Origin of the sequence: Mesorhizobium delmotii (genome assembly GCF_900149755.1) — a bacterium.
GTDB classification, from domain to species: Bacteria; Pseudomonadota; Alphaproteobacteria; order Rhizobiales; family Rhizobiaceae; genus Mesorhizobium; species Mesorhizobium delmotii.
The window spans coordinates 136,284-159,689 of sequence record NZ_FUIG01000002.1 but is presented as its reverse complement, the minus strand read 5'-3'; the positions used below and the strand labels follow the sequence as shown (position 1 = coordinate 159,689).

Sequence of the window (23,406 nt, the reverse complement as noted above, 5' to 3'; positions counted from 1 at the left end):
AAAGAACCATTCACTATTCACTATTCACTATTCACCACTGCTTGATGCACCTCATCACGACCCCCGCAGCGATATCGCCGGAAGGTCCGTCGACAGCCATGCGTCTGGCCACCTCGGCAAAACCGTCCTTCTGCCATGCGCGATAGGGGGTGTCGGAAAAAAGCGCCTCCAACTGCCGCGCAAGATAGTGCGGCCGCACATATTCGTTGTAGCTTTCCGGCACGATCGGGCGATCGGCGATGAGATTGGGCAAGGCGGCGCTCCATACGGTGATCAGGCGCTGGGCCATCCGCATGACCGGATCGAGCCGGTAGCAGGAGATCATCGGCACCCCTGACAGCGCCAGTTCCAGCGACACCGTTCCCGATGAGATCAGTGCTGCATCGGCCTTGCCGAAGGCCTGCCATTTGCGTTCGGGACCAAGGATGATTTCCGGCTTCTCGTCCCAGCTTGCCACCGAAGCCCTGACCAGGTCGGCGACATGCGGCACCGTCGGCAGCAGCAGGCGCAAGCGGTGTCCGCGTGCGCGCAGGATCGAGATCGTCTTGCCGAACGGGCCGACTAGCCGTAGCACCTCGCCGCGACGCGAGCCGGGCAGCACAAGCAGTGTCTTCACACGATCGTCGGACAGGTCGCGCGGCAGGCTTTGCGCCTTGGCAGCGCCGATCACGCCCGGATCGTGCGTAAGGCGATGGCCGACATAGGTGCCGGGCGGACCACCGAGGCGGGCGAGCTCCTTCACCTCGAAGGGCAAGATGCAGAGGATATGATCGACATACGGTTTCATCGCCACCGCCCTGCCGGGTCGCCAGGCCCAGACGCTCGGGCAGACATAGTGAACGATCGGGATTGCCGGATCGGCGGCACGAACCTTCTTAGCCACGCGCAGCGAAAAATCCGGGCTGTCGATGGTGATGAGACAGTCGGGCTTTTCACCGGCGACCGCATTGCCCGTCTGGCTGATCCGCCGCATCAGGCGCGGCAGGTCGCGCAGGATGGCGCTCAGGCCCATCAGCGCGATCTCGCCGCCGTCGAAGAGCGGCGTGAGGCCGAGCGCCTGCAGATGCCGGCCGCCGATGCCGACGAGCCGGACCTCGCGGCCGGTCGCGCGCTTCAGCGCCTCTATAATGTCGGCGCCAAGCAGATCGCCGGATTCTTCGCCGGCGACGATCGCGATCTTCAGCGGTTTCTCAGTCGCCATGCACCGGCTCCGCAGCAGGCAGGCCGATCACGAACAGGCCGAGCGCATTGGCACGGGCGACGACGGTGGGGCCTTCCAGAACCAGCGAGCGACCGGCCTCGACGGCAATGCCGGCAAGTCCGGCGGCATGCGCCGCCTCGACCGTCTGCGGGCCGATGGAGGGCAGGTCGGCGCGCAACTCCTGGCCGGGCTTGGCGCATTTGACCAGAACGCCGCGCGTTCTGCCGGCCAGCCTGCCATGGCCGCGCAACTGCTTTGTTCGATCGAGCAATCCGTCAGTGCCCTCGACGCCTTCCAGCGCGATGGCGCGGCCGCCGATCGCAACAGCCGCCTGGCCGATATCCAGCGCGCCGATGGCCTTTGCCGCCGTATGCGCCGCTTCGATGTCGCGCCAGTCGGATTTCCGCGGCGCAGCCTTGGTCAGCGTCCCTTCGGCCGCGACCAGTTCCGGCACGATCTCATGGGCGCCGACAACCTTGATGCCGCTGCGCTCGACCCTTCGCACGAACAGTTTCAGCACGGTGTCGTCGCCTTGGGTTACACCGACAAGAAGGCTGGGCACCCAGGCGAGCAGGCCGAGATTGAGGCGCATGGCGCTCGGCCTGGGGCGGCGTGTGATATGGCCCGCTGTCACCAAATGGGTAACATGATGGTTCTTGAGCGTCGGCAGCAATGAGCCGACATCCTCCAGCCTCAACGTCGCCTGCTCGTAGGCGTCGAAGTCGGATATGCGGTCGACCTCGCCCGCCACTATTACCACGAAGGGAGACTTGTCTTGCCCAGCAAGCGCCTTGGCGACTTCGACCGGCAAACTGCCGCCGCCGGCAATGATGCCGACCTTGGCGTCTGGCGCGAGATCAAGGCCCGTCCGAGCGGCCTCAATCTTCGTCATCTGCATCGTCGCCGCCGCCAGCCTTGAGCGACGGGACGGCATAGTGCCGCTTGCCGCGACTGGCGATGAAATCGATGATTTTCATGGCGGTCGGTGACGAGGCGAATTCCGCCTTGGCGAATTCGATGTTTTCGCCGACGGTTCGGGAGCGATCGAAGATCGTCCTGTAGGCCTTGCGCAGCGTGTGGATCTCGGAGCGCGGCAGGCCGGCGCGCTTCAGGCCGATGATGTTGAGGCCGCGAAGGCTGGCGCGATTGCCGACGGCGATGGCGTAGGGAATGACATCGCCGACGAATGCCGAGCAACCGCCGAGAAAGGCGTTGTCGCCGACGCGGACAAACTGATGAACGGCGCTGAGACCACCGATATAAACGTTGTCGCCGATCTCGCAATGGCCGCCCAACGTCGCCTGATTGGCGAAGGTGGCGTTCTTGCCGACAATGCAATCATGGGCGATGTGGGCGTAGGCAAGGAAGTTGCCGTTGTCACCGATCGTCGTCTCGCCGCGGCTGGAATCGGTGCCGAGGTGCATGGTCACGCCTTCGCGGATCGTGCAGTTCTCACCGACGACCAGCGTGGTGCGGCCGCCCTTGTGCTTGGTATTCTGCGGCGGCGCGCCCAGTGTCGCCATCGGATAGACCTTGGTCGACGCACCGATGGTGGTCGCGCCCATCACCGAGATGTGGCTGACCAGTTCGACGCGGTCGCCGAGCACCGCGTCGGCGCTGATGTGGCAGAATGGCCCGATGCGGACGCCTTCGCCGATTTTTGCGCCTGCCTCGATGACCGACGATGGATGGATGACTGTCTGGATTTTCATAAGCATTCGATCGTCAGTCGCTCGCGACCATCATCGCCGAGATCTCGGCTTCCGCGGCCTTGACGCCGTCGACGAGAGCCTCGCAGGCGAATTTGAGAAGGTTGCCGCGTTTCTTGATTTTCTTCACATGGATCTTCAACTGGTCGCCGGGAACGACCGGTTTACGGAATTTGGCATTGTCGATGGTCAGGAAATAGACCAGCGACGGTTTTTCGGTGCCTAGGCTGCGGATGCAGATGGCGCCGGCCGTCTGCGCCATCGCCTCGACGATCAGCACGCCGGGCATGACCGGCTGATCCGGGAAATGACCCTGGAAATGCGGCTCGTTTATGGTCACGTTCTTGATGCCGATAGCCGACTCGTCGCCATCGATGTCGATGATGCGATCGATCATCAGGAACGGATAACGATGCGGCAGGAGCTTCATCAGCCCCAATATGTCGACCGCCTCGAGCGTCGTCGCCGCCACCATCTCAGCTCTTCCCCCCGTCGCCCGATTTCCGCGCCCTGGCCAGTCTTCGCAGAGCCGCGATCTCCCGCATCGCCTCCGCCATCGGCTGCGCCGGGTACCCTCCCCAAATCTCGCCCGCGGGGACGTTGCTCATGAACCCGCTTCTTGCAGCAAGCTTGGCCCCAGTCCCAACGGTCAGGTGATCCGCAAGACCGACACCGCCACCCATGGTGACGTTGTCGCCCACCGTTACGGAACCGGAAATACCCGAAAGGCCGGCGATTATGCAATTGCGGCCGATGCGGACGTTGTGAGCGATCTGCACCAGATTGTCGATCTTCGTGCCTTGACCGATGATCGTGTCTGACATGGCGCCACGATCGACCGTTGTGTTCGAGCCGATCTCGACGTCGTCCTGAATAACGACCCGGCCGATTTGCGGGACGCGCTCCGGGCCCTTGGCGCCGGCCACGAAGCCAAAACCGTCCTGGCCGATGCGGGCGCCGCCATGGATGATGACGCGGTTGCCGATCAGCGCGTACTGGATGCTGGCGCCCGGACCGACATAGCCGTCGCGGCCGAACTGGCAGGAGGGACCGATAACGGCATGAGGAGCAATGACGGTTCCGCTGCCGATGGAAGCGCGGGGGCCGATGATCGCGCCGGCCTCGACGATCGCGCCGGCCTCGACATGCGCCGATGGATCGATATGGGCATGCGGCGAGATACCGGTTTCGCCGGTCATCGGCGCCGGTGTCGCGGCCGCCGGGAAAAGAAGGCGTCCGACCATCGCGAAAGCCTGTTGCGGGCGCGGATGGACCAGAACCGCGATGCCCGCCGGCGCTTTGCCGGCAAATTCGGCGGGACAGAGAACCGCCGCTGCCCGCAGCGATTGCATCAGCGCGAAGTTGCGTCTGCCATCGACGAAGACAAGAGCGTGCTCGCCGCCTTCGCTTGCCGGCGCCAAGGCTTCGATCGATATTTCCGAGAGGCCGGAATCGACAAGCACCGAGCCGGTCAGATTCGCGACTTCGCCAGCCGTATACCGGCGTGATGGCGCGAAGAACACCGGATCGGTCATTCCAGAAGCTATACCCAGCTAGCGCATGACCCCGAAAATCGGAATCGATCTTCGGAAAGGATCATGCGCATAATCAAAGTTCTACAGCGTCCTTTGCGCGTCCAAGAGGACGCGCGGCGCTGTAGTGTCGAATTACTTTCTTCCGGCCCACGGCCCGGAAGTATCGTTGCCCGCCGATTAGAAGCGGGACGATATGCCGAAGTTGAATTCCTGCACGTCGTCGGTGTCCTCCTTGAGGACCGGGATCGCATAGTCGATGCGGATCGGGCCAAAGGGCGACGCCCACATCAGGCCGACCCCGACAGAGGCGCGCCACTGCATGTCGACCGTCGACTGATCGACCAGTGTAGGATCGATCTTGCTGCCATAGAGCGTCGCAGCATCGGCGAATACCGCGCCGCGCAGGCCGAAGCTCTCAGGGATGACCGGCATTGGAAACTGGGCTTCCGCCGACGCATTGAAATAGGTGGTTCCGCCGAGATGGTCGTCGGCGTCGTCAGCGATCGGGCCAATGCCGCCATAGGCGAAGCCACGGATCATGCGGTCGCTGCTCTGGAAATGATCGAAGATGCGCAGGTCCTCATTTCCGTAGCCCTGTATATGGCCGGCCCCGCCCGAAATCAAACCAACCAGATCAAGCTGCTCAGACAATGTCTGGTAGACGCTGCCACGCGCTGTCACCTTGACGAATTTGGCGTCGCCGCCGAGACCAGCGAATTCCGTGGCGACATTGGCGAAGATGCCTTCATGCGGATTCTTCATGTCGTCGATGGTGTTGTAGACCAGGCCCAGACTGACCGACGACTTGAGCCACGGGCTTTCCTCAATCCCGTTTAGGACGGCCGTAGAGATGTCGCAGCCAGCCACTGGATCGCAGCCATCGTCGAGCTTATACTTCTCCTGCGAGATATTGTACGCCAGCTGCGTCGAGATGTCGTCGGTGATCGGCAGGCCAAAGCGCACTGTCGCACCTAGGGTCTCGCTCTTATAGTCGTCGTATTCCCTGGTCCGGTTGAAGATGTCGAAACCGGCGGCAATGCGCCGCCCGAGGAAATAGGGCTCGGTGAAGGAGAAGCTGTAGTCGCGCGAATTCTTGCCGCCGCCCGCCGATAGCTTGATGAACTGGCCGCGTCCGAGGAAGTTGCGTTCGGTGATCGCTCCTTCGATGGATGGGCCTTCGGTGTCGCCACCGCTCGAATAGCCGGCGCCGACGGAGAACTCGCCGGTCGATTTCTCGACCACGTCGACCACCAGCACTACCTGGTCCGGCTCAGAGCCGGGCACGGTGGAAACCTCGACTTTCTCAAAATAATCGAGCGCTTCCAGCCGTTTCTTCGCGCGCTGAATGAGAACCTGGTTGAAGGCATCGCCCTCACTCACGTCGAATTCGCGGCGAATGACATAGTCGCGTGTCCGGTCGTTGCCGCGAATCTCGATGCGTTCGACATAGGCCTTCGTGCCCTGGTCGATCGTATAGACCACCGAAATGGTGCGGTTCTCGAAATTGCGGTCGCCGCGCGGCGTCACCTGGGCGAAGGGATAGCCGGAACCGGCGACCCTCTCGGTCAATGCGATGATGGTGTCTTCGACATCCTCGGCGTTGTAGACCTCGCCCTTGCGGGTCTCGACCACCGACTGCAGCGATGCAGCGTCCACCTCGGGAATCGTGCTCTCGACGCTGACGTCGCCGAAGGTGTAGCGATCGCCCTCCTGCACGGTGATGGTCACCGTATATTTGTTGGTGGTCTCGTCGAGTTCGCCGACCGCGGAAATCACCTGGAAGTCGGCATAGCCGTGGTTGTAATAGAAACGGCGCAACAGCTCCTCGTCGGCGCGCAGCTTGTCTTCATCATAGACATCGTCGCGCAGCACGAACGAAAGGATGGACGAGCGCTTGGTGGAGATGACGTCGGACAGGCGACGGCTCGAGTAGGCGCTGTTGCCGACGAAATTGATCGCGGCAATCTGCGTGCGGCCGCCTTCGTTGATGTTGAAGACCACGTTCACGCGGTTGTCGCCGAGATCCATAATCTGGGTGGTCACGGCGGCGTCGTCGCGGCCGATACGCCTGTAGGCGGCCTTGACCGCCTCGACATCGGCATCGAGCGCCTGCTGCGAGAACGTTCCACGCGGCTTCAACTGGACCGCGGCCGCAAGGGCGTTGTCCTTGAGCTTCTTGTTGCCCTGGAACAGCACCTGGTTCACGACCTGATATTCGGAAACCTTGATAATCAGCGACGAACCGACCTGGTTGATCTGGACGTCCGAGAACAACCCGGTGCCGAACAGCGCCTTGACCGCATCGTCGATATCGGAGCTGGAAAAGGCCTTGCCGGGCTTGATCGTGACGTAGTTGCGGATCGTGTCGGCGTCGACCCGCTGATTGCCGCTGACTTCAACTCTTGAAACAACAGCGGCCTCGGCCGCCGATGTGGCAACGAACTGCACTGCGAGCGCGCCTGGTACGACCAGGGCGGCGGACAGGGCCACCGCGGACGCGGCGCTCAGAAACTTGGATGCTGCCTTCATCGGGCTTTTGTACCTTTTCTCGAAGTCCCCACGGCGAGAAAACCGGACGTGCGGTAATTTCCCGTACCGTATTAACCGGATTTTCCCTACACGCAAGGCTCCTGGTTAATTTGTATTTACTTAACCCTGTTGCGTGGCTTTCGCGTCACGCATATCCCCATGCATGGTAAACGGCGTCTCAACATTGACTGTGCCGAAGCCAAATTTCTTCATGATTTCAGCATCCAAACAGGTCGTTCCAGAAAACGAACCCCATGAAGCCCAAGACGAGAAGCAGGCCGGCCCTGTAACCCATCTCCATCATCCGTTCCGACACCGGTCGCCGAATGACGGCCTCCACGCCGTAGAACAGGAGATGGCCGCCGTCGAGGGGAGGAATCGGCAAAAGGTTGAGAATACCGATCCCGACCGACAACAGCGCAACAAGTTGCACAAGCCAGTCGAAGCCCAGTTTTGCCGCCTGCCCCGACATCTTTGCGATCTTGATTGGGCCGCCCAGCTGGCATTTATCCTCGCGACCGACGACGAAACGCTGCAGGAACTGGCCGGTACCCTGGATGATGTGGCCGGTTTCCTCGACCGCGGCAGCCAGTGCGCCAGCCGGGCTGTAGGTGATCAGGCGGGGCTGGCCGAACTCCTGGTTGTTGACGACGCCGATCACGGCCACCTTGACCTTGTTGCCCAGCGCGTCTTCCTGTTCCATCAATCGCGGCGTCGCCGTAACGGTGATCTCCTTGCCGCCGCGCAGCATGACGAAGGTGATGGCGTCGCCGCCGCGGCCCGAGACCCGGCGCTGGACGTCGGCGAAGGTCTGGACCTTGCTGCCGTCGACGCTGACGAATCGGTCCCCGGGCAGGATGCCGGCCTGCGCCGCTGGGCTGTCGGCGGTGACTTCAGCCACCATCGGCTCCATCACGGGGCGGCCATAGGCGGTAAAGAGCACCGCGAAGACGGCGATCGTCAGCAGGAAATTGAACAGCGGGCCGGCAACCACAGTCGCCGCGCGCTTCCAGACCGGCTGCGTGTGAAACGCAACCTTGCGCTCGGCATCGGTCAGCAATTCGATCTCCTCCGAGCTGGGCTGGCTCGAGGTGGCGTTCATGTCGCCGACGAATTTGACGTAGCCGCCGAGTGGAATGGCGCAGAGTTTCCAGCGCGTGCCATGGCTGTCATTAAAGCCGAAGAGTTCCGGGCCGAAGCCAATCGAAAAGACCTTTACGCCGATGCCGCACCAGCGGCCGACGAGATAATGCCCCATCTCGTGGACGAACACGACTACGGTCAGCACGAACAGGAACGGCACCAGCGTGCCAAGGACAAAGCCTTCCGTGCCGAAAACCGCGTGAAGAATCTCGTTCAACTCATGTCCTCAAAATTCGTCCGCAGCACGGTCGTACCGCGACTGTGGCATCAATCCAGGCGAATCCATGGCGCATCCTGCGCAGGTCAAGATACCAGGCCAGGAAACAATGCCGATCAAGCTGGAAACAGCCCCTGTGCCGGATGGTCGGCGGTCGCCGAAATCCAGCCGATGACGTACAGGGCGAATGCCGCCGCGACAAGCCCGTCGACCCGGTCCATGACGCCGCCATGGCCCGGTATCAGCGTGCCCGAATCCTTGCGGTTGTGGCGGCGCTTCACCCATGATTCGAAAAGGTCGCCAGCCTGGGAGACCAGCGAAAGCACGAGTGCAACGACGCCGAGCACTGCAAGATTGCCGGCTCCGGCCGCAGCGGCCAAAAGCAGCCCGGCAACCACGCCGCCGACAGCGCCGCCGAGCGCCCCGCTCTGGGTCTTGCCGGGCGAGATCGATGGCGCCAGCTTCGGACCGCCGACAGCGCGGCCGACGAAATAGGCTGATATGTCGGTCGCCCAAACCACCGCGAACAGGAACAGAATGGCGACGAGGCCGGGATGGTCGCCGTCGCGCAAAAGGGCAAGTGACAGGCCGGAAATGCCGGCATAGGCAAGGCCGGACGCGTCCCACTGTCCCGTTTGATGCATCGAAGTCTGGCCCGTCGAAGTCTGGCGCATCGAACCCACGACCGCGGTGACAACGACCATCACTGCCACAAGTAGCAGCAGCCATGACGCCGGCAGGCCGGCGACCAAACCGCCGACGAAAACCAGAAGCAGCGCCTCCGGCAGAAAACCAAGACCCGTGGCGGCGACCGGGCGGCACATTTGCGTCCACTCGTAGAAGATCAGGATCGTCATGGCGGCGCAAAGCAACCGGAAGGGCAGTCCGCCAAGCCAGGTCAGGCCGAGTGTGACGACCGCAAGCACGGCGGCAGAAATGACGCGAAGCTGGAGGTTGCTCATCCCTTGGCCGTCACGGCGACGTCTTGAGCGCCAAGCCCGCCGAAACGGCGCTCGCGACTGGCAAAGTCGCGCAATGCGTCGGCCAGATGCTCGCGGCTGAAATCGGGCCAGTAGCAAGGCAGGAAGACAAGCTCGCTATAGGCCGCTTGCCACAGAAGGAAATTCGACAGCCTGAGCTCGCCGCTGGTGCGGATCACCAGTTCCGGATCTGGAATACCCTGGGTGTCGAGAGAGCCGGCAAAGGATTCGGCCGTGATCGCCTCGCTGTCGAGCTCGCCGCGCGCCACCGCCGAGGCAAGCTTGCGCGCCGTGCGCACGATCTCGTCGCGTCCGCCATAGTTGAAAGCGATGACCAAGGTCAGCGCGTCGTTGCGGGCGGTGAGCGTTTCGGCCTCTTCAAGCAGGGTCCTGATGTCAGGCTGCAGCCCTGCCCTGTCGCCGATGATCCTGACCCGCACGCCGTTTTGGTGCAGCTCGGCGAGATCGCGGCGGATGAAGATTTTCAAGAGGCCCATCAGGTCGCTGACTTCGGACTTCGGCCGCGACCAGTTTTCCGACGAGAAGGCGTAGACGGTCAGGAAGGAGATGCCGAGGCCAGGAGCGGCGCGCACGGTGTTGCGCAGCGCCTCGACGCCGGCACGATGGCCGGCAAGCCGTGGCAGGCTGCGCGCCTTGGCCCAGCGTCCGTTTCCGTCCATGATGATCGCGACATGCGCGGGGCTTGTCATAGTCTCGCTTTCGGGTCGGTCACCTACCCTTAAACCTGCATGATTTCTGCTTCCTTATCGGAAAGCAGATGGTCGATGGTGCCGATCATCTCGTCTGTGAGCTTTTGGACCTGGTCGGACCGCTTGCGATGATCGTCCTCGCTGATATCGCCGTCCTTTTCCGCCTTTTTGAGAAACTCCATGCCGTCCCGGCGCACGTGGCGCACGGCGATGCGCGCATTCTCGGCATAGCCATGCGAGATCTTGACCAGTTCCTTGCGGCGCTGTTCGTTAAGTTCGGGCAGCGGAATTCTGAGATTGGTGCCGTCGACGATCGGATTGAAGCCGAGATTGGATTCACGGATGGCGCGATCGACCGCGCCAACCATCGACTTGTCCCAGACCGAAACCGAAATCATGCGCGGCTCCGGCACCGACACGTTTGCCACCTGGTTGATCGGCATAGTGGTGCCATAGGCCTGCACCTGGATCGCGTCGAGCAGGTTGCTCGAAGCGCGGCCGGTCCGCAGCGAAGCCAGATCGTGCTTGAACGCAGCGATCGCCCCGTCCATGCGCCGTTTGAGATCATCGTATTCGCCACTCATCATCGTCTCCTCGACCCGTTAGCCCGGGTTCACTGTTCAGGGTAACCCCGTATTCAAGCCTCAATCCGAAAACCGGTTCCCGCTTTTCGCCTACGGGAAACCTTCGGTTCGGGATCGGGCTCCCGATCAGTCGTCTGTGACGACCGTGCAACGGCCGCCGCCCCTCAGAATATCACCGAAACCACCCTTCTCGTGGATCGAATAGACGATTATCGGAATGTTGTTTTCCCGCGCAAGTGCAATCGCGGCCGTATCCATGATCGAAAGACCACGTTTTATGACGTCGCCATGGCTGATGCGCTCGAAGCGTGTCGCATTCGGGTCCTTCTTGGGATCGGCAGAATAGACGCCGTCGACCTGAGTGCCCTTGAACAGCGCGTCGGCGCCGATTTCCGCCGCGCGCAGCGCCGCGGCCGAATCGGTGGTGAAGAACGGATTGCCGGTGCCGCCGGCGAAGATGACGACCTTGCCCTGGTTCATGTAGGCGGTCGCCTGGCGCTGCGAAAAGCTCTCGCAAAGCTCGGGCATGGCGATTGCCGACAGCACCACCGCGTCGACGCCGATCTTGTTCAGCGAAGTGCGCAGCGCCAGCGAGTTGATGACGGTGGCGAGCATGCCCATGTGGTCGCCGGTGACCCGGTCACCTCCCTTGGAAGCAACCGCCACGCCACGAAAGATGTTGCCGCCGCCGATGACGACGCCGACTTCGATGCCCAGGGCGCGGGCCTCGGCGATGTCGGCAGCGATGCGATCGACTACCGACACGTCGATGCCGAAATGCTGCTCGCCCATCAACGCTTCGCCCGACGCTTTCAGCAAGACACGTCGGTAGAGGGGCTTCACCGTCATCTGGTCCTCATTATCGTGCGTGCGACGCGCCTCGGGCTGCCGCCGCGCAGGCGCTGCCCCGAAACATTGGGGTTCCGATACACGAAGGGCGCCGCGATGTCACGCGGCGCCCGAGCCGGAAAACTCTCTTCCAGTCGTTAGCTTACGCCGGCAAATGCATCTTGCACGAGCAGATCCGGGCATGAGCAGATCCGGCAGATAGCCAGCCGGCTTGCCGCCGACCGCGTGGCCTTCATCGATAACGCGCAAGAAATCGGCCGGGCATCCTCGCGGACACCCGGCCGTAAAGTCTTTTCAGAAAATAGAGTGCGGTTTACTTCTTGACCGCCGCCGCGACTTCCGCCGCGAAATCGGTTTCTTCCTTCTCGATGCCCTCGCCGAGCGCGAAGCGCAGATACTCAGTGATCTTGGCCGGTGCGCCGATTTCCTTTTCGGCATCCGTCAGCGCCTTCTCGACGGTGATGTCGGGATTGAGCACGAAAGCCTGCTTGAGCAGCACGACCTCTTCGTAAAACTTGCGCAGACGGCCCTCGACCATCTTCTCGATGATCGCCTCCGGCTTGCCGGACTGGCGCGCCTGGTCGGCGAAGATCGCCTTCTCGCGCTCGACCGCGGCCGGATCGAGCTGCTCCGTCGTCAGCGCCATTGGGTTGGTGGCGGCGACATGCATAGCGACCTGACGGGCAAAGGCGTTGGCGGCCTGCGCGTTGCCTGTCGTCTCGATGGCGACCAGCACGCCGAGCTTGCCAAGGCCGTCGGCAACCGCATTGTGAACGTAGGTTGCGACAGCGCCGTGCTCTACGGTGAGCTTGGCCGAACGGCGGAAGCCAAGATTCTCACCGATCGTGCCGACAGCATCCTTGATGGTGTCGGCGACCGACTTGTCCGAACCCGGATACGGTGCGGCTGCGACGGCCTCGGTCTTGCCGCCATAGGCGAGCGCGACCTTGGCGACCTTGGCGACGATCTCCTGGAAGGCGGCGTTGCGGGCAACGAAGTCGGTCTCAGAGTTGACCTCGACGACCGCCGCCTCGCGGATACCGGAATCGACGCCGATCAGGCCTTCGGCGGCAGTACGGCCGGCCTTCTTGTCGGCCTTGGAAATGCCCTTCTTGCGCAGCCAGTCGACGGCCTCTTCCATGTTGCCGTTGGTCTCCTTCAACGCCGCCTTGCAGTCCATCATGCCCGCGCCGGTCAAGTCGCGGAGTTCTTTGACCTGTGCAGCCGAAATGCTCATTGTCGCCTCTTTGTTTAAAATGCACCGACGCACCACCGGTCCTCGATGATGCGCCTGGCGCCAGCGCTTAGCGCGCCAAAATATGAGAAAGATGAAGGCCGAAACCGGCCTTCGCTGCTACGCTTCCGGTGTCTGGGCAGCCGGTGTTTCGGAGGTCGGCGTCGGCTCGAGTGCCGGCTCGACCGGAGCCTCGGCCAAAGCGCCGACGTCGACGCCGAGCGCGCCCTGCTGGCGAGCGATGCCGTCGATTGCAGCCTTGGCGATCAGATCGCAATAGAGCTGGATGGCGCGGGCCGCGTCGTCATTGCCCGGAATCGGGAAATCGATCTTGTCCGGGTCGCAGTTGGAATCGATGATGGCGACGACCGGAATGCCGAGACGCTTGGCCTCGAGGATGGCGATCGCTTCCTTGTTGGTGTCGATCACGAACATCAGGTCGGGCGTCGAGCCCATGTCTTTGATGCCGCCCAGCGCCTTGTCGAGCTTCTCGCGCTCGCGATCAAGATTGAGGCGCTCCTTCTTGGTGAGCCCCTGGGCCTCGCCGGCCAGCATCTCGTCGAGCTTGCGCAGGCGCTGGATGGAATTCGAAATCGTCTTCCAGTTGGTCATCATGCCGCCGAGCCAGCGGGAGTTGACATAGTACTGGGCCGAGCGCTGCGCGGCGTCGGCGACGATGTCGGACGCCTGGCGCTTGGTGCCGACGAACAGCACGCGGCCACCCTTGGCGACGGTGTCGGAAACCTGCTTCAGCGCCTGGTGCAGCAGCGGCACCGTCTGCGAGAGGTCGATGATGTGGATGTTGTTGCGGGCGCCATAGATATAGGGCGCCATCTTCGGGTTCCAGCGGTGAGTCTGGTGGCCGAAGTGAATGCCAGCTTCCAAAAGCTGGCGCATGCTGAAATCAGGCAGAGCCATTCTTGAGTATCCTTTCCGGTTAGCCTCCACGGACACAGGCATTTCTGGACTTTGTCCTCGAACGCCACCGGAGGTTTCAGCCGGATTTCTCCCGGGCAGACACCAAAGTCCGTGTGTGGAATGAGCGCGCATATAGAGGGGATGCGCGACAAACGCAAGCGCTGCGGTGTCTTGCGGCTCAGCGTGCGGCGATCAGCGCACCGGTGCCGATCATGGCGCCGCCGGCAAACCTGTTCATCAAGCGATACCGAGGCCAGCCAGGAACGCGCGAACGAACCCGCGCGAGACGCCGTTGGCAATGACCGTGAATACCGCCGGGCCAGGCGTGGCGGCGGCGAATGTGATCGCAGCGCAGTAAGCCAGAAATGCCGTCAACGTCATGGTCGTATCTTCCCCTTCGGCACCCGGACACGCCGGAAAACAGCAACGATCTCTTCGCGGCTGCATTCGATGGCGCCTAGCCGCACCGCGCGGTCGCGCTCGAAGCCGGTTATGTCATAATGCGGCGCCGATGTCTTCGGCGGTCCCTGATAGGACGAGCGCTTGATGCCGAGCTGTGCTGCAAAACGATGCAGCTCATCGGTGTCGTCGGCCAGCAGGTGACACCAGCGGTGGCCGACCCATTTCCAGATCGCCGCGTCGACATAAACCGCCATGAGGCTTGCCGCACTCCTTCATCTTGCGCCGACCAGCGGAGCCGCAGTTCACTTGGGGCCAAGATCCAAACGTTAGCGATGATAGAAGGGATTCGGATAGAAAATGAAGCCGCCGGCGGCTTCGAGTTCGGCCACGATCCCGGTGACAGCCGCCTGCATACGGCGGTGCAGTTCGGCGAGCGCATCGTCGATCGAGCCCGGAAAGGCGTGCAATCCCAACGGCTCCGGCACCCGGATATGCGCGCAGCGCGGCCCGGCCGGCTGCGGCACGAAGCGGTTGATCGTGTCGCGCAGCGTGCCCTTGCAATAGTCGTTGCGGATGCGCTTCAGATGCTCGGCGATCTCCTCTTGCGTGATGCGCGAGTTGGCTGAGACCCACGGTCCGACGCGTTGGAGGCGCTGAATGGTGTCCGCCAGCGTCCGGACCTGTTTTTGTCGTTCGGCGTCGCCGGTGTTTTCCCGCAGCCAGCGGCGCGACCGGCGCAAAAGCTCGGCGATCTCGTTGGCGCCGGGATCAAACGAAATGCCCTCCCCCAGGCGCCGGCTCAATTCGAGCAGCAGTTGCGTCTGACGCGCTGCATACGAAGCCCGTTCGTCGGGCGCCATGCCACAGGCAAGCTCATCGCGCGACAGCAGCGTCGCATAGATATGGTGGACGCGCTCCGGCAGCGTATCGGCGGCACGGCGTTCGATCTTCAGGCTCTTCTCGACATAGGCGCATTCCTGCGCCAACGTCGGCTCGACATTTTTGGTGAAGGCGAGCTTCCAGACAACCGGCGCGATCCAAGCCCTAGAATCCTGATCCGTCGCGCGACCGCGCTTGAGCGCTTCGAACCCCATCTCGACCGCCCCCGGAAGAAGCGGACCGACGACATTGGCATGCCAGCCGACGCCGCCTTCGGGATGCAAGAGAACACCGTGCCCCTTCAGCGCCCAGGCGATCGAGTGTTCCTTGGCAGCCCCACTATTGCCGGGAATCTGGGCGATCAGATTGTTGGCCAGCCAGAATTTCTGCATGATCCGGCCGAGGCCGTTGACGACGCCATGTGTGGCCCAGGATGCCGCGAGCGGACTGACCTGCGAGACGACCTCCTTGTCGATCATCCAGTCGGTAAAGAATTCCGGATGGTTGGGCGTGATGAACGTCGCCTTGCCGGCGCCGCAACAGGCCTTCAGCCGCTGCCGGTCGTCGTCGGGAAAGTCGATATGACGGACATTGGCGACGCCGCGCAATCCGGCCAGGCGGTTGAACGGCAACAGGTCGCGAAACCCGGGAATGCCATGCAGCATGACAACCCGGTTGACTACAGTCATGATCCTGATCAGCGCCGGATTGGGTCTCGGCGCCACGAACACATCGATTCTGCTCAACCCACCCCCCGATCGACCCATCGGCGTAGAAGTTGAGATGCAATTGCGGCGTGTTCAAGTCATTCGCCGCCGCCTTGTGGGCGTGGCTAACCTGAAGCCTATTTCGGCGGACAGGCTTTCGACTGATCGAACAACGACAGATTGACCAGCTTGCCGGTCATCGAGAACTCGCCATAGTCCATGACGAGGTCGCGCGTGATGCCGTTGCCATGCAGCTTGAAGCTGATCCGGTACTCCGGCACCTCCTCGCCTGACTTGTCGGTGCCGTCGAAATAGGCGATGTCGACTGGCCAGTATTTGTCGGTGGCGAGTTTCGCCAGTGCCGGCGCTTCCGGATCAGCCTTGTCGGCATCGGCTTTCTTGCCGACGACAACGGTGGTGGTCATCACCTTGTCGGCATCTTCCGAGCCGTCGAACAGGTTGGTTTCGTAGAAATTTTCGCCCTTTTCGGCCTTGTCGATCAGTTCGGCCAGATGCTGGGTCGGAAACTGGGTGGCGGCGAGTTCGAGGCTGCTCTTCTCCGGCTTGTCGATGTCGACCTTGAGGCCCTTCGTCTCCTTCGTCGCGGTGCCCTTGACCTCCTTGTCGAGGCTCTGGTCGACGAAGGATTTTGTCACGAACGAGAACGTCTTGCCTTCGGCGTCCTCGAAAGTGGTCGTCTGCTGGTCGGTCAGCTTTGTTGCATTGTCGTTGGTGGCAATCTGGGTGACGAAGCGGAACTTCACCGTGTAGCCTTCGCAAGGCGAACCGTTGAACTCATAGACCATGCGGCCGGAAATGCCGGTGATGCCGGAGCGATCGGAGGCTTTGTCCAGGCTCAGATCATAAACCGCGCGATGCGCCTGCAGCGCCGGTACGGCAAAAGCCGGCGCCATCGAGAACACCGCCGGCAGCAGGACGGCGTGGAATGCGAGGCGTGTTGCGCGCATGAGGGGCTCCGATCATCGCGCCTGATGGCAGGCCGCAGGGAAAGAGGGTCCAGCTTAAAAAAAGTCGTGGCGGAAGCGAGGCAAAAATAGCAATTTCGGCCCGGCCTGCGCGGCGTCATCAAGCAATAGGGAAATACCATGAGTGAAACAATCGAAAAGCGGCTAAGCGATCTCGGCGTGACGCTTCCGGTCGCCGCCGCGCCCGCCGCCAACTACGTGCCCTATTCCAGGTCGGGCAATCTGCTGTTCACCGCCGGGCAGCTGCCGCTCAGCGAGGGCAAGCTGCAGGCGAGTGGGCTGCTCGGCCGCGATGTCGACACCGCAAGCGGCAAGGAAGCGGCAAAATACTGCGCGATCAACATATTGGCGCAGGCCAAGGCAGCCCTTGGCGATCTCAAGAAAATCCGCCGCCTGGTGAAGATCACCGTCTTCGTCGCCTCGGCGCCGGATTTTGTCGAACAGCACCTGGTTGCCAACGGCGCCTCGGATTTTCTGGTTGCAGTGCTCGGCGATCACGGCAAACATGCCCGCTCCGCCGTCGGCGCCGCCTCCCTGCCGCTTAATGCCGCAGTTGAAATCGAAGCCATCTTCGAAGTCGAATGAGCCTGTCATGACCGATCTTTCCTGGCTGACCGCCCGACCCGTTGCCCATCGCGGCCTCCACGACATGAACAAGACGCGCTGGGAGAACACGCTTTCCGCCTTTGCCGCGGCAGCCGAACGCGGCTATGCGATCGAATGCGATGTGCATCTGTCGTCTGACCGCATCCCGGTCGTCATTCACGACAGCGATCTGAAGCGGCTGACCGGCCAGGACGGCTTCGTCTGGCAGCGAACGGCAGCGGAGATGACTGCGCTCACGGTTGGCGGCACATCAGACCATCTGCCGACTCTGCAGCAGGCACTCGACCTGGTCGATGGTCGTGTGCCGATGGTCGTCGAGCTGAAAGGGGTCCCCGGCCGGGACGAAGGCCTGGTAGAAAGCGTCGGCAAGATGCTCAAGCACTACAAGGGCAAGGCGGCGATCATGTCGTTCGACCACTGGCTGATCCGCGATTTCCCGAAACACGCGCCCGGCATTCCGGGGGGGCTGACCGCTTATGGCAAAGACGTCAAGCTGATCGAGGCGCATTTCGCCATGCTGGCGCACGACATCGCCTTCGCCTCCTACGCCGCCGGCGACCTGCCGAACCGGTTTGTCAGTTTCGTGCGCGAAAGGCTCAAAATGCCGGTCATCACCTGGACCGTGCTCGACCAACCGGCGGTCGACTTGACCTTTAGATACGCCGACCAAATGACATTCGAAGGATTCGAACCCGATCTTGTACAGGTCGCTTGAAGCCGAGCTTGCATGGACCGGCACGGAGCTTAAATAAGCCTCATGGATCAAGGCGATGAAGGCGACGGGCAAACGGCGAATGGAGCGTATGCGATCCGGGTTGCCTCCGGCATCGGAGCCTTCACCTGCGCGGAATGGGATGGCCTCGGCGGTACCGCACGCGGCGATACAGAAAACAGCTACAACCCCCTCGTTTCATTCGCTTTTCTGAGCGCGCTTGAGGATTCGGGCTGCGCCGTGCGGCGAACCGGCTGGCAGGGCCATCATCTCAGGCTGGAGACAGCACAGGGAAAGCTGCTCGGTGCCGTTCCCTGCTACCTGAAATCGCATAGCCAGGGCGAGTATGTTTTCGATCACGGCTGGTCGGACGCGTTCGAGCGCGCCGGCGGGCGTTACTACCCAAAACTGCAATGCGCCGTGCCGTTCACGCCGGTCACCGGTCCTCGCCTGCTGGTCAACAAGGGCGAGGACAGTCGCGCCGTGAAAGCCGGCTTGGCAGCAGGCCTGAAGGCGGTGACGGACAAGCTCGGCGTTTCTTCTGCGCACGTCACCTTCGCGCAGCAGAAAGATGTCGGGGCGCTGGAAGCGGCGGGTTTCCTGCACCGCACCGACCAGCAGTTCCACTTCTTCAATGAAGGTTATTCGACCTACGACGATTTTCTCGCCACTCTGGCATCGCGCAAGCGCAAGGCAATGAAGAAGGAGCGGCGCGAGGCGCTCGCTCACGGCATCTCGATCGACTGGCTGACCGGCAGGGATCTCACCGAAGGGATCTGGGACGACTTCTTTGCCTTTTACATGGATACCGGCAGCAGGAAATGGGGGCGGCCCTACCTCAGCCGCGAGTTTTTCTCGATGATCGGCGAGCGCATGGCCGACGACATCCTGCTGGTGATGGCCAAGCGCAATGGACGCTACATTGCCGGCGCTATCAATTTCATCGGTTCCGATGCGCTCTACGGCCGCAACTGGGGCTGCATCGAAGACCATCCGTTCCTGCATTTCGAGGTCTGCTATCACCAGGCGATCGACTTCGCGATCGACCGTAAGCTGAAAGTGGTCGAAGCGGGCGCGCAAGGCGAGCACAAGCTGGCGCGCGGCTATCGGCCGGTGACCATGCATTCGGCGCATTACATCGCGCATCCGGGCTTGCGCAACGCGGTCGCCGACTATCTCAGGCGCGAGCGGCGCGAAGTGGAGCGGATGGGCGACTATCTTGAAGAGCACACGCCGTTCCGCAAGGATATGGCGGACGATTAGGGCGACGTGCGTCCAATTGGACGCACAAAGTACGCTCTAACACTTTGAATCTCCGCATCGTACTTTCCGAAAATCGATTCCGATTTTCGGGTCGATGCGGTAGAGCAAGGCACAATCCGGAGCGCACGGCATGGCCGAAACCACCTACGACAACAGCAATATCTTCGCGAAAATCCTACGCGGTGAAATCCCGTCGCATCGCGTCTATGAAGATGACGCAGTTGTCGCCTTCATGGATGTGATGCCGCAAGGGCCGGGTCATACGCTGGTTGTGCCGAAGGCGCCGTCGCGCAACCTGCTCGATGCCGATCCGGCAGTGTTCGGCCCGCTCTTCGCAAATGTCCAGAAAGTTGCGCGGGCAGTAAAAAACGCTTTCGGTGCCGATGGTGTCACAGTCATGCAGTTCAACGAGCCTGCTTCGGGCCAGACCGTCTTTCACCTCCATGTTCACATCATTCCACGCTTCGAGGGCATCCCCTTGAAGCCGCATAGCGGCCAGATGGAGAAACCAGAAGTGTTGGCTGAGAACGCCGGCAAGATACGAACGGCGCTGGGAAGCTGAAGCCGGGCGTCGCGCACCACGCCTTCGGCCACTCTTAATCCAATAAAAAAGCCCCGTTGCCGGGGCTTTTTAGCTTTCAGGTCATCACCCCTTGCGGGGCAGTTGCGGCACCAGGCTGCGCTTGCCGCCATCCTTGCCCTTGGGCTCCGCCTTCTGCGCGATCGCCTTTTTCGCGACGGGCTTCTTGATGGCAGCTTTCTTCGGCTTCGGCGTGTCGTCCGGTTCTTCCTTCTTCGGCTTGACCGGCGCCTCGTCGGCGAGTGACTCGAGCTTCAGGCCGGTCTCCCCGGTCTCCTTCTTCTCGACGGTGACGCGCACCGTGCCGCCCTTCTTGAGCTTGCCGAACAGCACCTCGTCGGCCAGCGGCTTCTTGATGTGCTCCTGGATGACCCGGCCGAGCGGCCGTGCTCCCATGCGCTCGTCATAGCCCTTCTCGGCCAGCCAGGCGATCGCCTCCTGCGACAGGTCGAAGGTGACGCCACGCTCGGAGAGCTGGGCCTCGAGCTGCATGACAAACTTCTGCACCACCTGGTGGATGACCGGAATCGGCAGCGAGCCGAACGGGATGATCGCATCGAGACGGTTGCGGAACTCCGGCGTGAACAGCCGGTTGATCGCCTCGACATCATCACCTTCGCGCTTGGTCGAGCCAAAACCGATCGCCGCGCGCTGCGCATCCGAGGCGCCCGCATTGGTGGTCATGATCAGGATGACATTGCGGAAGTCGATCTGCTTGCCGTTGTGGTCGGTCAGCTTGCCGTGGTCCATGACCTGCAACAGGATGTTGAACAGGTCCGGATGCGCCTTCTCGACCTCGTCCAGCAACAGCACGCAATGCGGATGCTGGTCGACGCCGTCGGTCAGCAGGCCGCCCTGGTCGAAGCCGACATAGCCGGGAGGCGCGCCGATCAGCCGCGAGACGGTGTGGCGTTCCATATATTCGGACATGTCGAAGCGGATCAGCTCGACACCGAGCGAGGCGGCGAGCTGCTTTGCCACTTCGGTCTTGCCGACGCCGGTTGGTCCCGAGAACAGATAGGAGCCGATCGGCTTCTCCGGTTCGCGCAAGCCGGCCCGCGCCAGCTTGATCGCCGAGGTCAACGCCGTGATCGCGGTGTCCTGACCGTAGACGACGCGCTTCAGCTCGACGTCGAGACCGGCCAGCACCTTCTCGTCGTCGGCGGAAACCGTCTTCGGCGGAATGCGGGCGATGGTGGCGATCGTCGCTTCGATCTCCTTGATGCCGATGGTCTTCTTGCGCTTGGCCTCCGGCACCAGCATCTGCGAGGCGCCGGTCTCGTCGATCACGTCGATCGCCTTGTCCGGCAGCTTGCGGTCATTGATGTAGCGCGCCGACAGTTCGACCGAAGCCTTGATCGCCTCAGCCGTGTAGCGGACCTTGTGGAACTCCTCGAAATACGGCTTCAGACCCTTCATGATCTCGATGGCGTCCTCGATGGTCGGCTCGTTGACATCGATCTTCTGGAAGCGCCGCACCAAGGCGCGGTCCTTCTCGAAGAACTGGCGGAACTCCTTGTAGGTGGTCGAGCCGATGCAGCGGATCGTTCCGGACGACAGCGCCGGCTTCAACAGGTTCGACGCATCCATGGCGCCGCCCGACGTCGCCCCTGCCCCGATCACCGTGTGGATCTCGTCGATGAACAGCACCGCGCCCGGATAATCCTCGAGTTCCTTGACGACCTGCTTCAGCCGCTCCTCGAAATCGCCGCGATAGCGGGTGCCGGCCAGCAATGTTCCCATATCAAGCGCGAAGATGGTGGCGTTGTGCAGCACTTCCGGCACGTCTCCCTCGACGATGCGCTTGGCAAGGCCTTCGGCGATCGCCGTCTTGCCGACGCCGGGGTCGCCGACATAGAGCGGATTGTTCTTGGAGCGGCGGCACAGCACCTGGATGGTGCGGTTGATCTCGGACCCGCGGCCGATCAGCGGATCGATCTTGCCGGCCTTGGCCTTGTTGTTCAGATTGATGCAATAGGCGGTCAGCGCGTCCTGCTGCTGCTTTTTCTTGCCGCCGTCCTCTTGCGGCTCGGCACCGCTTTGGCCGCCCTGTTCGTCGTCGGCGCCGCGCGGCGACCGCGTCTCGGATGCGCCGGGGCGCTTGGCGATGCCATGCGAGATGTAGTTGACCGCGTCGTAGCGGGTCATCTGCTGTTCCTGCAGGAAATAGGCGGCATGGCTCTCGCGCTCGGCGAAGATGGCAACGAGCACATTGGCGCCGGAGACTTCCTCGCGGCCGGACGACTGCACATGGATCACCGCGCGCTGGATGACGCGCTGGAAACCGGCCGTCGGCTTGGAATCCTCGTCATAGCCGGTAACGAGATTGTCGAGCTCGGTGTCGATATAGGTGAGAACCGTATGCTTCAACTCGTCGAGATCGACGTTGCAGGCGCGCATGACCGCGGCCGCCTCGGTGTCGTCGATAAGGGCGAGCAGCAAATGTTCAAGGGTTGCGTATTCGTGGTGCCGCTCATTGGCGAGCGTCAGCGCCTGGTGAAGCGCCTTTTCCAGGCCTTGGGAGAAAGCCGGCATGTTACCTCACTTCTTCTCCATCACGCATTGCAGCGGATGCTGATTCTGTCGGGCGAAATCCATGACCTGAGACACTTTGGTCTCGGCCACCTCGAATGTATAGACCCCGCACTCGCCCACTCCATGATTGTGAACATGGAGCATGATGCGGGTGGCGGCTTCACGGTCCTTCTGGAAAAAACGCTCCAGCACGTGAACCACGAATTCCATGGGCGTGTAGTCGTCGTTGAGAATGAGGACCCGATAAAGGCTAGGCTTCTTGATCTTGGTCTTGGTGCGCGTGATGACGGCCGTGCCGCGACCGGCCTCATTGCCGTCGCTGCCGTTTTGCATCCGCACTACATCTCTCGTGGCAGTCAAACCAATCGTCACGTAGCCCTGCCTTTTCGAATCCCCATATGAGTTCGACATGTAGGTCTTCGATGGACGATTTTAAGCCCTTCTGTTTAGCTGACAATATGGCTAGGTGGCCAAACTTGACCGATTTTTCGAAATCGTGAAGGCAGCAGAGCCCTCTTTTCAAATTGCCATGAAAAAACCCGGCCGCGCGTTCGCGACCGGGTCTGTCTTGCAGGCCCGAGGGCCATCTTCACATTATAGCGAGATTATTTCGCTTTTGCGACCATTGATTCGAACGGCTTGTAGGCCTCTTTGGCGAGTTCGGCATAGAGATCGCCGATCTTGGTCGCTTCGGTGACGAAGGCTTCGTACGATTGCTTGGCGAAATCGGACTGGATCTCGATCGCCTTCTCCAGCGACTTGGCCGACAAAAGTTTCTCGGCTGCTGCGCTGCCGGCCTCGAAGCTTTTCTTGGTGTACTCGCCCGCCTCGGTGGCGATGGCCTGCGCACCCTTGGAAAGGGATGCGAAGCTCTTCAAGCCGGTGTCGGCAAACTCCTTGCCGTATTTGCTGAAATCTTCATAGGTCTGGGTCATTTCACGCTCCCTTGACAGTTGCCGTTGAACGGAGACGCGCCCTGTCCGGGGCCGCGTTGTGCAATGCAAGTTATATATTGTGCACTGCACAAAAAGTCAATGTTTCACCGAGCGCGGTTCCAGCCGACCGGCGCGGCATACAGGCCCAGCCACCGGCAATGGCTAAAATTCGAATAAAGAGAAGCTCAAGCC

At 61.9% G+C, this 23,406-nt stretch carries 23 protein-coding genes and 1 pseudogene; 4 read left to right on the top strand and 20 right to left on the bottom strand.

Going from position 1 to position 23,406, the window contains the following annotated elements; genetic code table 11:
- Positions 1-31: 31 nt before the first annotated feature.
- The 17 genes and pseudogenes from lpxB to BQ8482_RS00790 all read right to left on the bottom strand — a co-directional run bounded on the left by lpxB (position 32) and on the right by BQ8482_RS00790 (position 16,565).
- Positions 32-1,201 carry a lipid-A-disaccharide synthase gene (gene lpxB / locus BQ8482_RS00870; protein ID WP_123145854.1) on the bottom strand — a complete coding sequence of 390 codons (1,170 nt, stop codon included), beginning with the start codon at positions 1,199-1,201 and terminating at the stop codon, positions 32-34.
- Positions 1,191-2,093, bottom strand: a complete 903-nt coding sequence (locus BQ8482_RS00865; protein WP_123145853.1) for an LpxI family protein — start codon at positions 2,091-2,093, stop codon at positions 1,191-1,193. Before BQ8482_RS00865 ends, lpxB begins: the two co-directional genes overlap by 11 nt.
- Positions 2,080-2,913, bottom strand: a complete 834-nt coding sequence (gene lpxA, locus BQ8482_RS00860; protein WP_123145948.1) for an acyl-ACP--UDP-N-acetylglucosamine O-acyltransferase — start codon at positions 2,911-2,913, stop codon at positions 2,080-2,082. The genes BQ8482_RS00865 and lpxA overlap by 14 nt, the downstream gene beginning before the upstream one ends.
- 13 nt (positions 2,914-2,926) lie before the next feature.
- A complete protein-coding gene (fabZ, locus tag BQ8482_RS00855) occupies positions 2,927-3,385 on the bottom strand; it encodes a 3-hydroxyacyl-ACP dehydratase FabZ (RefSeq protein WP_123145852.1) in 459 nt (152 codons plus the stop codon).
- Between the two features lies 1 nt (position 3,386).
- Complete coding sequence (gene lpxD / locus BQ8482_RS00850; protein ID WP_123145851.1) at positions 3,387-4,445, bottom strand: UDP-3-O-(3-hydroxymyristoyl)glucosamine N-acyltransferase; 1,059 nt, start codon at positions 4,443-4,445, stop codon at positions 3,387-3,389.
- A gap of 177 nt (positions 4,446-4,622) precedes the next feature.
- Complete coding sequence (gene bamA, locus BQ8482_RS00845; RefSeq protein ID WP_123145850.1) at positions 4,623-6,974, bottom strand: outer membrane protein assembly factor BamA; 2,352 nt, start codon at positions 6,972-6,974, stop codon at positions 4,623-4,625.
- Between the two features lie 217 nt (positions 6,975-7,191).
- Entirely contained in the window at positions 7,192-8,334 is a 1,143-nt protein-coding gene (rseP, locus tag BQ8482_RS00840; RefSeq protein ID WP_123145849.1) for an RIP metalloprotease RseP, read from the bottom strand.
- Positions 8,335-8,450: 116 nt separating this feature from the next.
- Positions 8,451-9,296, bottom strand: a complete 846-nt coding sequence (locus BQ8482_RS00835) for a phosphatidate cytidylyltransferase (RefSeq protein WP_123145848.1) — start codon at positions 9,294-9,296, stop codon at positions 8,451-8,453.
- Positions 9,293-10,036 (bottom strand): annotated as a pseudogene (locus BQ8482_RS00830) (isoprenyl transferase); the annotation flags it as partial. The pseudogene BQ8482_RS00830 and the gene BQ8482_RS00835, both read right to left, overlap by 4 nt.
- Before the next feature lie 17 nt (positions 10,037-10,053).
- Positions 10,054-10,608 (bottom strand): ribosome recycling factor, encoded by a 555-nt coding sequence (gene frr, locus BQ8482_RS00825; RefSeq protein ID WP_077384157.1) that lies wholly within the window; start codon positions 10,606-10,608, stop codon positions 10,054-10,056.
- Positions 10,609-10,734: 126 nt separating this feature from the next.
- A complete protein-coding gene (gene pyrH / locus BQ8482_RS00820; protein ID WP_123145846.1) occupies positions 10,735-11,457 on the bottom strand; it encodes a UMP kinase in 723 nt (240 codons plus the stop codon).
- Between the two features lie 313 nt (positions 11,458-11,770).
- A complete protein-coding gene (gene tsf / locus BQ8482_RS00815; protein ID WP_123145845.1) occupies positions 11,771-12,694 on the bottom strand; it encodes a translation elongation factor Ts in 924 nt (307 codons plus the stop codon).
- 117 nt (positions 12,695-12,811) lie between these two features.
- Positions 12,812-13,609 carry a 30S ribosomal protein S2 gene (gene rpsB, locus BQ8482_RS00810; RefSeq protein WP_123145844.1) on the bottom strand — a complete coding sequence of 266 codons (798 nt, stop codon included), beginning with the start codon at positions 13,607-13,609 and terminating at the stop codon, positions 12,812-12,814.
- Positions 13,610-13,846: 237 nt separating this feature from the next.
- Positions 13,847-13,990 (bottom strand): hypothetical protein, encoded by a 144-nt coding sequence (locus BQ8482_RS00805; protein WP_244602584.1) that lies wholly within the window; start codon positions 13,988-13,990, stop codon positions 13,847-13,849.
- Entirely contained in the window at positions 13,987-14,265 is a 279-nt protein-coding gene (locus tag BQ8482_RS00800; RefSeq protein ID WP_095492862.1) for a DUF4031 domain-containing protein, read from the bottom strand. The genes BQ8482_RS00805 and BQ8482_RS00800 overlap by 4 nt, the downstream gene beginning before the upstream one ends.
- Before the next feature lie 72 nt (positions 14,266-14,337).
- Positions 14,338-15,636, bottom strand: a complete 1,299-nt coding sequence (locus BQ8482_RS00795; protein ID WP_123145843.1) for a hypothetical protein — start codon at positions 15,634-15,636, stop codon at positions 14,338-14,340.
- 98 nt (positions 15,637-15,734) lie between these two features.
- Complete coding sequence (locus tag BQ8482_RS00790; protein ID WP_123145842.1) at positions 15,735-16,565, bottom strand: cell envelope integrity EipB family protein; 831 nt, start codon at positions 16,563-16,565, stop codon at positions 15,735-15,737.
- Positions 16,566-16,703: 138 nt separating this feature from the next.
- On the opposite strand from BQ8482_RS00790, the gene BQ8482_RS00785 reads away from it, so the two are divergent.
- From BQ8482_RS00785 to BQ8482_RS00770, 4 genes are all read left to right on the top strand, one after another.
- Positions 16,704-17,168, top strand: coding sequence for a RidA family protein (locus BQ8482_RS00785; protein WP_123145841.1), 465 nt, complete (start codon positions 16,704-16,706; stop codon positions 17,166-17,168).
- Positions 17,169-17,175: 7 nt separating this feature from the next.
- Positions 17,176-17,904, top strand: a complete 729-nt coding sequence (locus BQ8482_RS00780; RefSeq protein WP_123145840.1) for a glycerophosphodiester phosphodiesterase — start codon at positions 17,176-17,178, stop codon at positions 17,902-17,904.
- 42 nt (positions 17,905-17,946) lie between these two features.
- Positions 17,947-19,164, top strand: a complete 1,218-nt coding sequence (locus BQ8482_RS00775; RefSeq protein WP_123145839.1) for a GNAT family N-acetyltransferase — start codon at positions 17,947-17,949, stop codon at positions 19,162-19,164.
- A 130-nt stretch (positions 19,165-19,294) separates the two neighbouring features.
- Positions 19,295-19,726 carry an HIT family protein gene (locus tag BQ8482_RS00770; RefSeq protein WP_123145838.1) on the top strand — a complete coding sequence of 144 codons (432 nt, stop codon included), beginning with the start codon at positions 19,295-19,297 and terminating at the stop codon, positions 19,724-19,726.
- An 84-nt stretch (positions 19,727-19,810) separates the two neighbouring features.
- On the opposite strand, the gene clpA is transcribed toward BQ8482_RS00770, so the two are convergent.
- The 3 genes from clpA to BQ8482_RS00755 form a co-directional block, all read right to left on the bottom strand.
- Positions 19,811-22,279 carry an ATP-dependent Clp protease ATP-binding subunit ClpA gene (clpA, locus tag BQ8482_RS00765; RefSeq protein WP_123145837.1) on the bottom strand — a complete coding sequence of 823 codons (2,469 nt, stop codon included), beginning with the start codon at positions 22,277-22,279 and terminating at the stop codon, positions 19,811-19,813.
- A 6-nt stretch (positions 22,280-22,285) separates the two neighbouring features.
- Positions 22,286-22,612 (bottom strand): ATP-dependent Clp protease adapter ClpS, encoded by a 327-nt coding sequence (clpS, locus tag BQ8482_RS00760; RefSeq protein ID WP_165848388.1) that lies wholly within the window; start codon positions 22,610-22,612, stop codon positions 22,286-22,288.
- A gap of 272 nt (positions 22,613-22,884) precedes the next feature.
- Positions 22,885-23,214 carry a phasin family protein gene (locus BQ8482_RS00755; protein ID WP_123145836.1) on the bottom strand — a complete coding sequence of 110 codons (330 nt, stop codon included), beginning with the start codon at positions 23,212-23,214 and terminating at the stop codon, positions 22,885-22,887.
- Positions 23,215-23,406 lie beyond the last annotated feature (192 nt).

Excerpts from the sequence above, each read along its gene's own strand:
- lpxB (WP_123145854.1), bottom strand. The coding sequence starts at position 1,201 with ATGGCGACTGAGAAACCGCTGAAGATCGCGATCGTCGCCGGCGAAGAA.
- BQ8482_RS00865 (WP_123145853.1), bottom strand. The coding sequence starts at position 2,093 with ATGACGAAGATTGAGGCCGCTCGGACGGGCCTTGATCTCGCGCCAGAC.
- lpxA (WP_123145948.1), bottom strand. The coding sequence starts at position 2,913 with ATGAAAATCCAGACAGTCATCCATCCATCGTCGGTCATCGAGGCAGGC.
- fabZ (WP_123145852.1), bottom strand. The coding sequence starts at position 3,385 with ATGGTGGCGGCGACGACGCTCGAGGCGGTCGACATATTGGGGCTGATG.
- lpxD (WP_123145851.1), bottom strand. The coding sequence starts at position 4,445 with ATGACCGATCCGGTGTTCTTCGCGCCATCACGCCGGTATACGGCTGGC.
- bamA (WP_123145850.1), bottom strand. The coding sequence starts at position 6,974 with ATGAAGGCAGCATCCAAGTTTCTGAGCGCCGCGTCCGCGGTGGCCCTG.
- BQ8482_RS00835 (WP_123145848.1), bottom strand. The coding sequence starts at position 9,296 with ATGAGCAACCTCCAGCTTCGCGTCATTTCTGCCGCCGTGCTTGCGGTC.
- frr (WP_077384157.1), bottom strand. The coding sequence starts at position 10,608 with ATGAGTGGCGAATACGATGATCTCAAACGGCGCATGGACGGGGCGATC.
- pyrH (WP_123145846.1), bottom strand. The coding sequence starts at position 11,457 with ATGACGGTGAAGCCCCTCTACCGACGTGTCTTGCTGAAAGCGTCGGGC.
- tsf (WP_123145845.1), bottom strand. The coding sequence starts at position 12,694 with ATGAGCATTTCGGCTGCACAGGTCAAAGAACTCCGCGACTTGACCGGC.
- rpsB (WP_123145844.1), bottom strand. The coding sequence starts at position 13,609 with ATGGCTCTGCCTGATTTCAGCATGCGCCAGCTTTTGGAAGCTGGCATT.
- BQ8482_RS00805 (WP_244602584.1), bottom strand. The coding sequence starts at position 13,990 with ATGACGTTGACGGCATTTCTGGCTTACTGCGCTGCGATCACATTCGCC.
- BQ8482_RS00800 (WP_095492862.1), bottom strand. The coding sequence starts at position 14,265 with ATGGCGGTTTATGTCGACGCGGCGATCTGGAAATGGGTCGGCCACCGC.
- BQ8482_RS00790 (WP_123145842.1), bottom strand. The coding sequence starts at position 16,565 with ATGCGCGCAACACGCCTCGCATTCCACGCCGTCCTGCTGCCGGCGGTG.
- BQ8482_RS00785 (WP_123145841.1), top strand. The coding sequence starts at position 16,704 with ATGAGTGAAACAATCGAAAAGCGGCTAAGCGATCTCGGCGTGACGCTT.
- BQ8482_RS00780 (WP_123145840.1), top strand. The coding sequence starts at position 17,176 with ATGACCGATCTTTCCTGGCTGACCGCCCGACCCGTTGCCCATCGCGGC.
- BQ8482_RS00775 (WP_123145839.1), top strand. The coding sequence starts at position 17,947 with ATGGATCAAGGCGATGAAGGCGACGGGCAAACGGCGAATGGAGCGTAT.
- BQ8482_RS00770 (WP_123145838.1), top strand. The coding sequence starts at position 19,295 with ATGGCCGAAACCACCTACGACAACAGCAATATCTTCGCGAAAATCCTA.
- clpA (WP_123145837.1), bottom strand. The coding sequence starts at position 22,279 with ATGCCGGCTTTCTCCCAAGGCCTGGAAAAGGCGCTTCACCAGGCGCTG.
- clpS (WP_165848388.1), bottom strand. The coding sequence starts at position 22,612 with ATGCAAAACGGCAGCGACGGCAATGAGGCCGGTCGCGGCACGGCCGTC.
- BQ8482_RS00755 (WP_123145836.1), bottom strand. The coding sequence starts at position 23,214 with ATGACCCAGACCTATGAAGATTTCAGCAAATACGGCAAGGAGTTTGCC.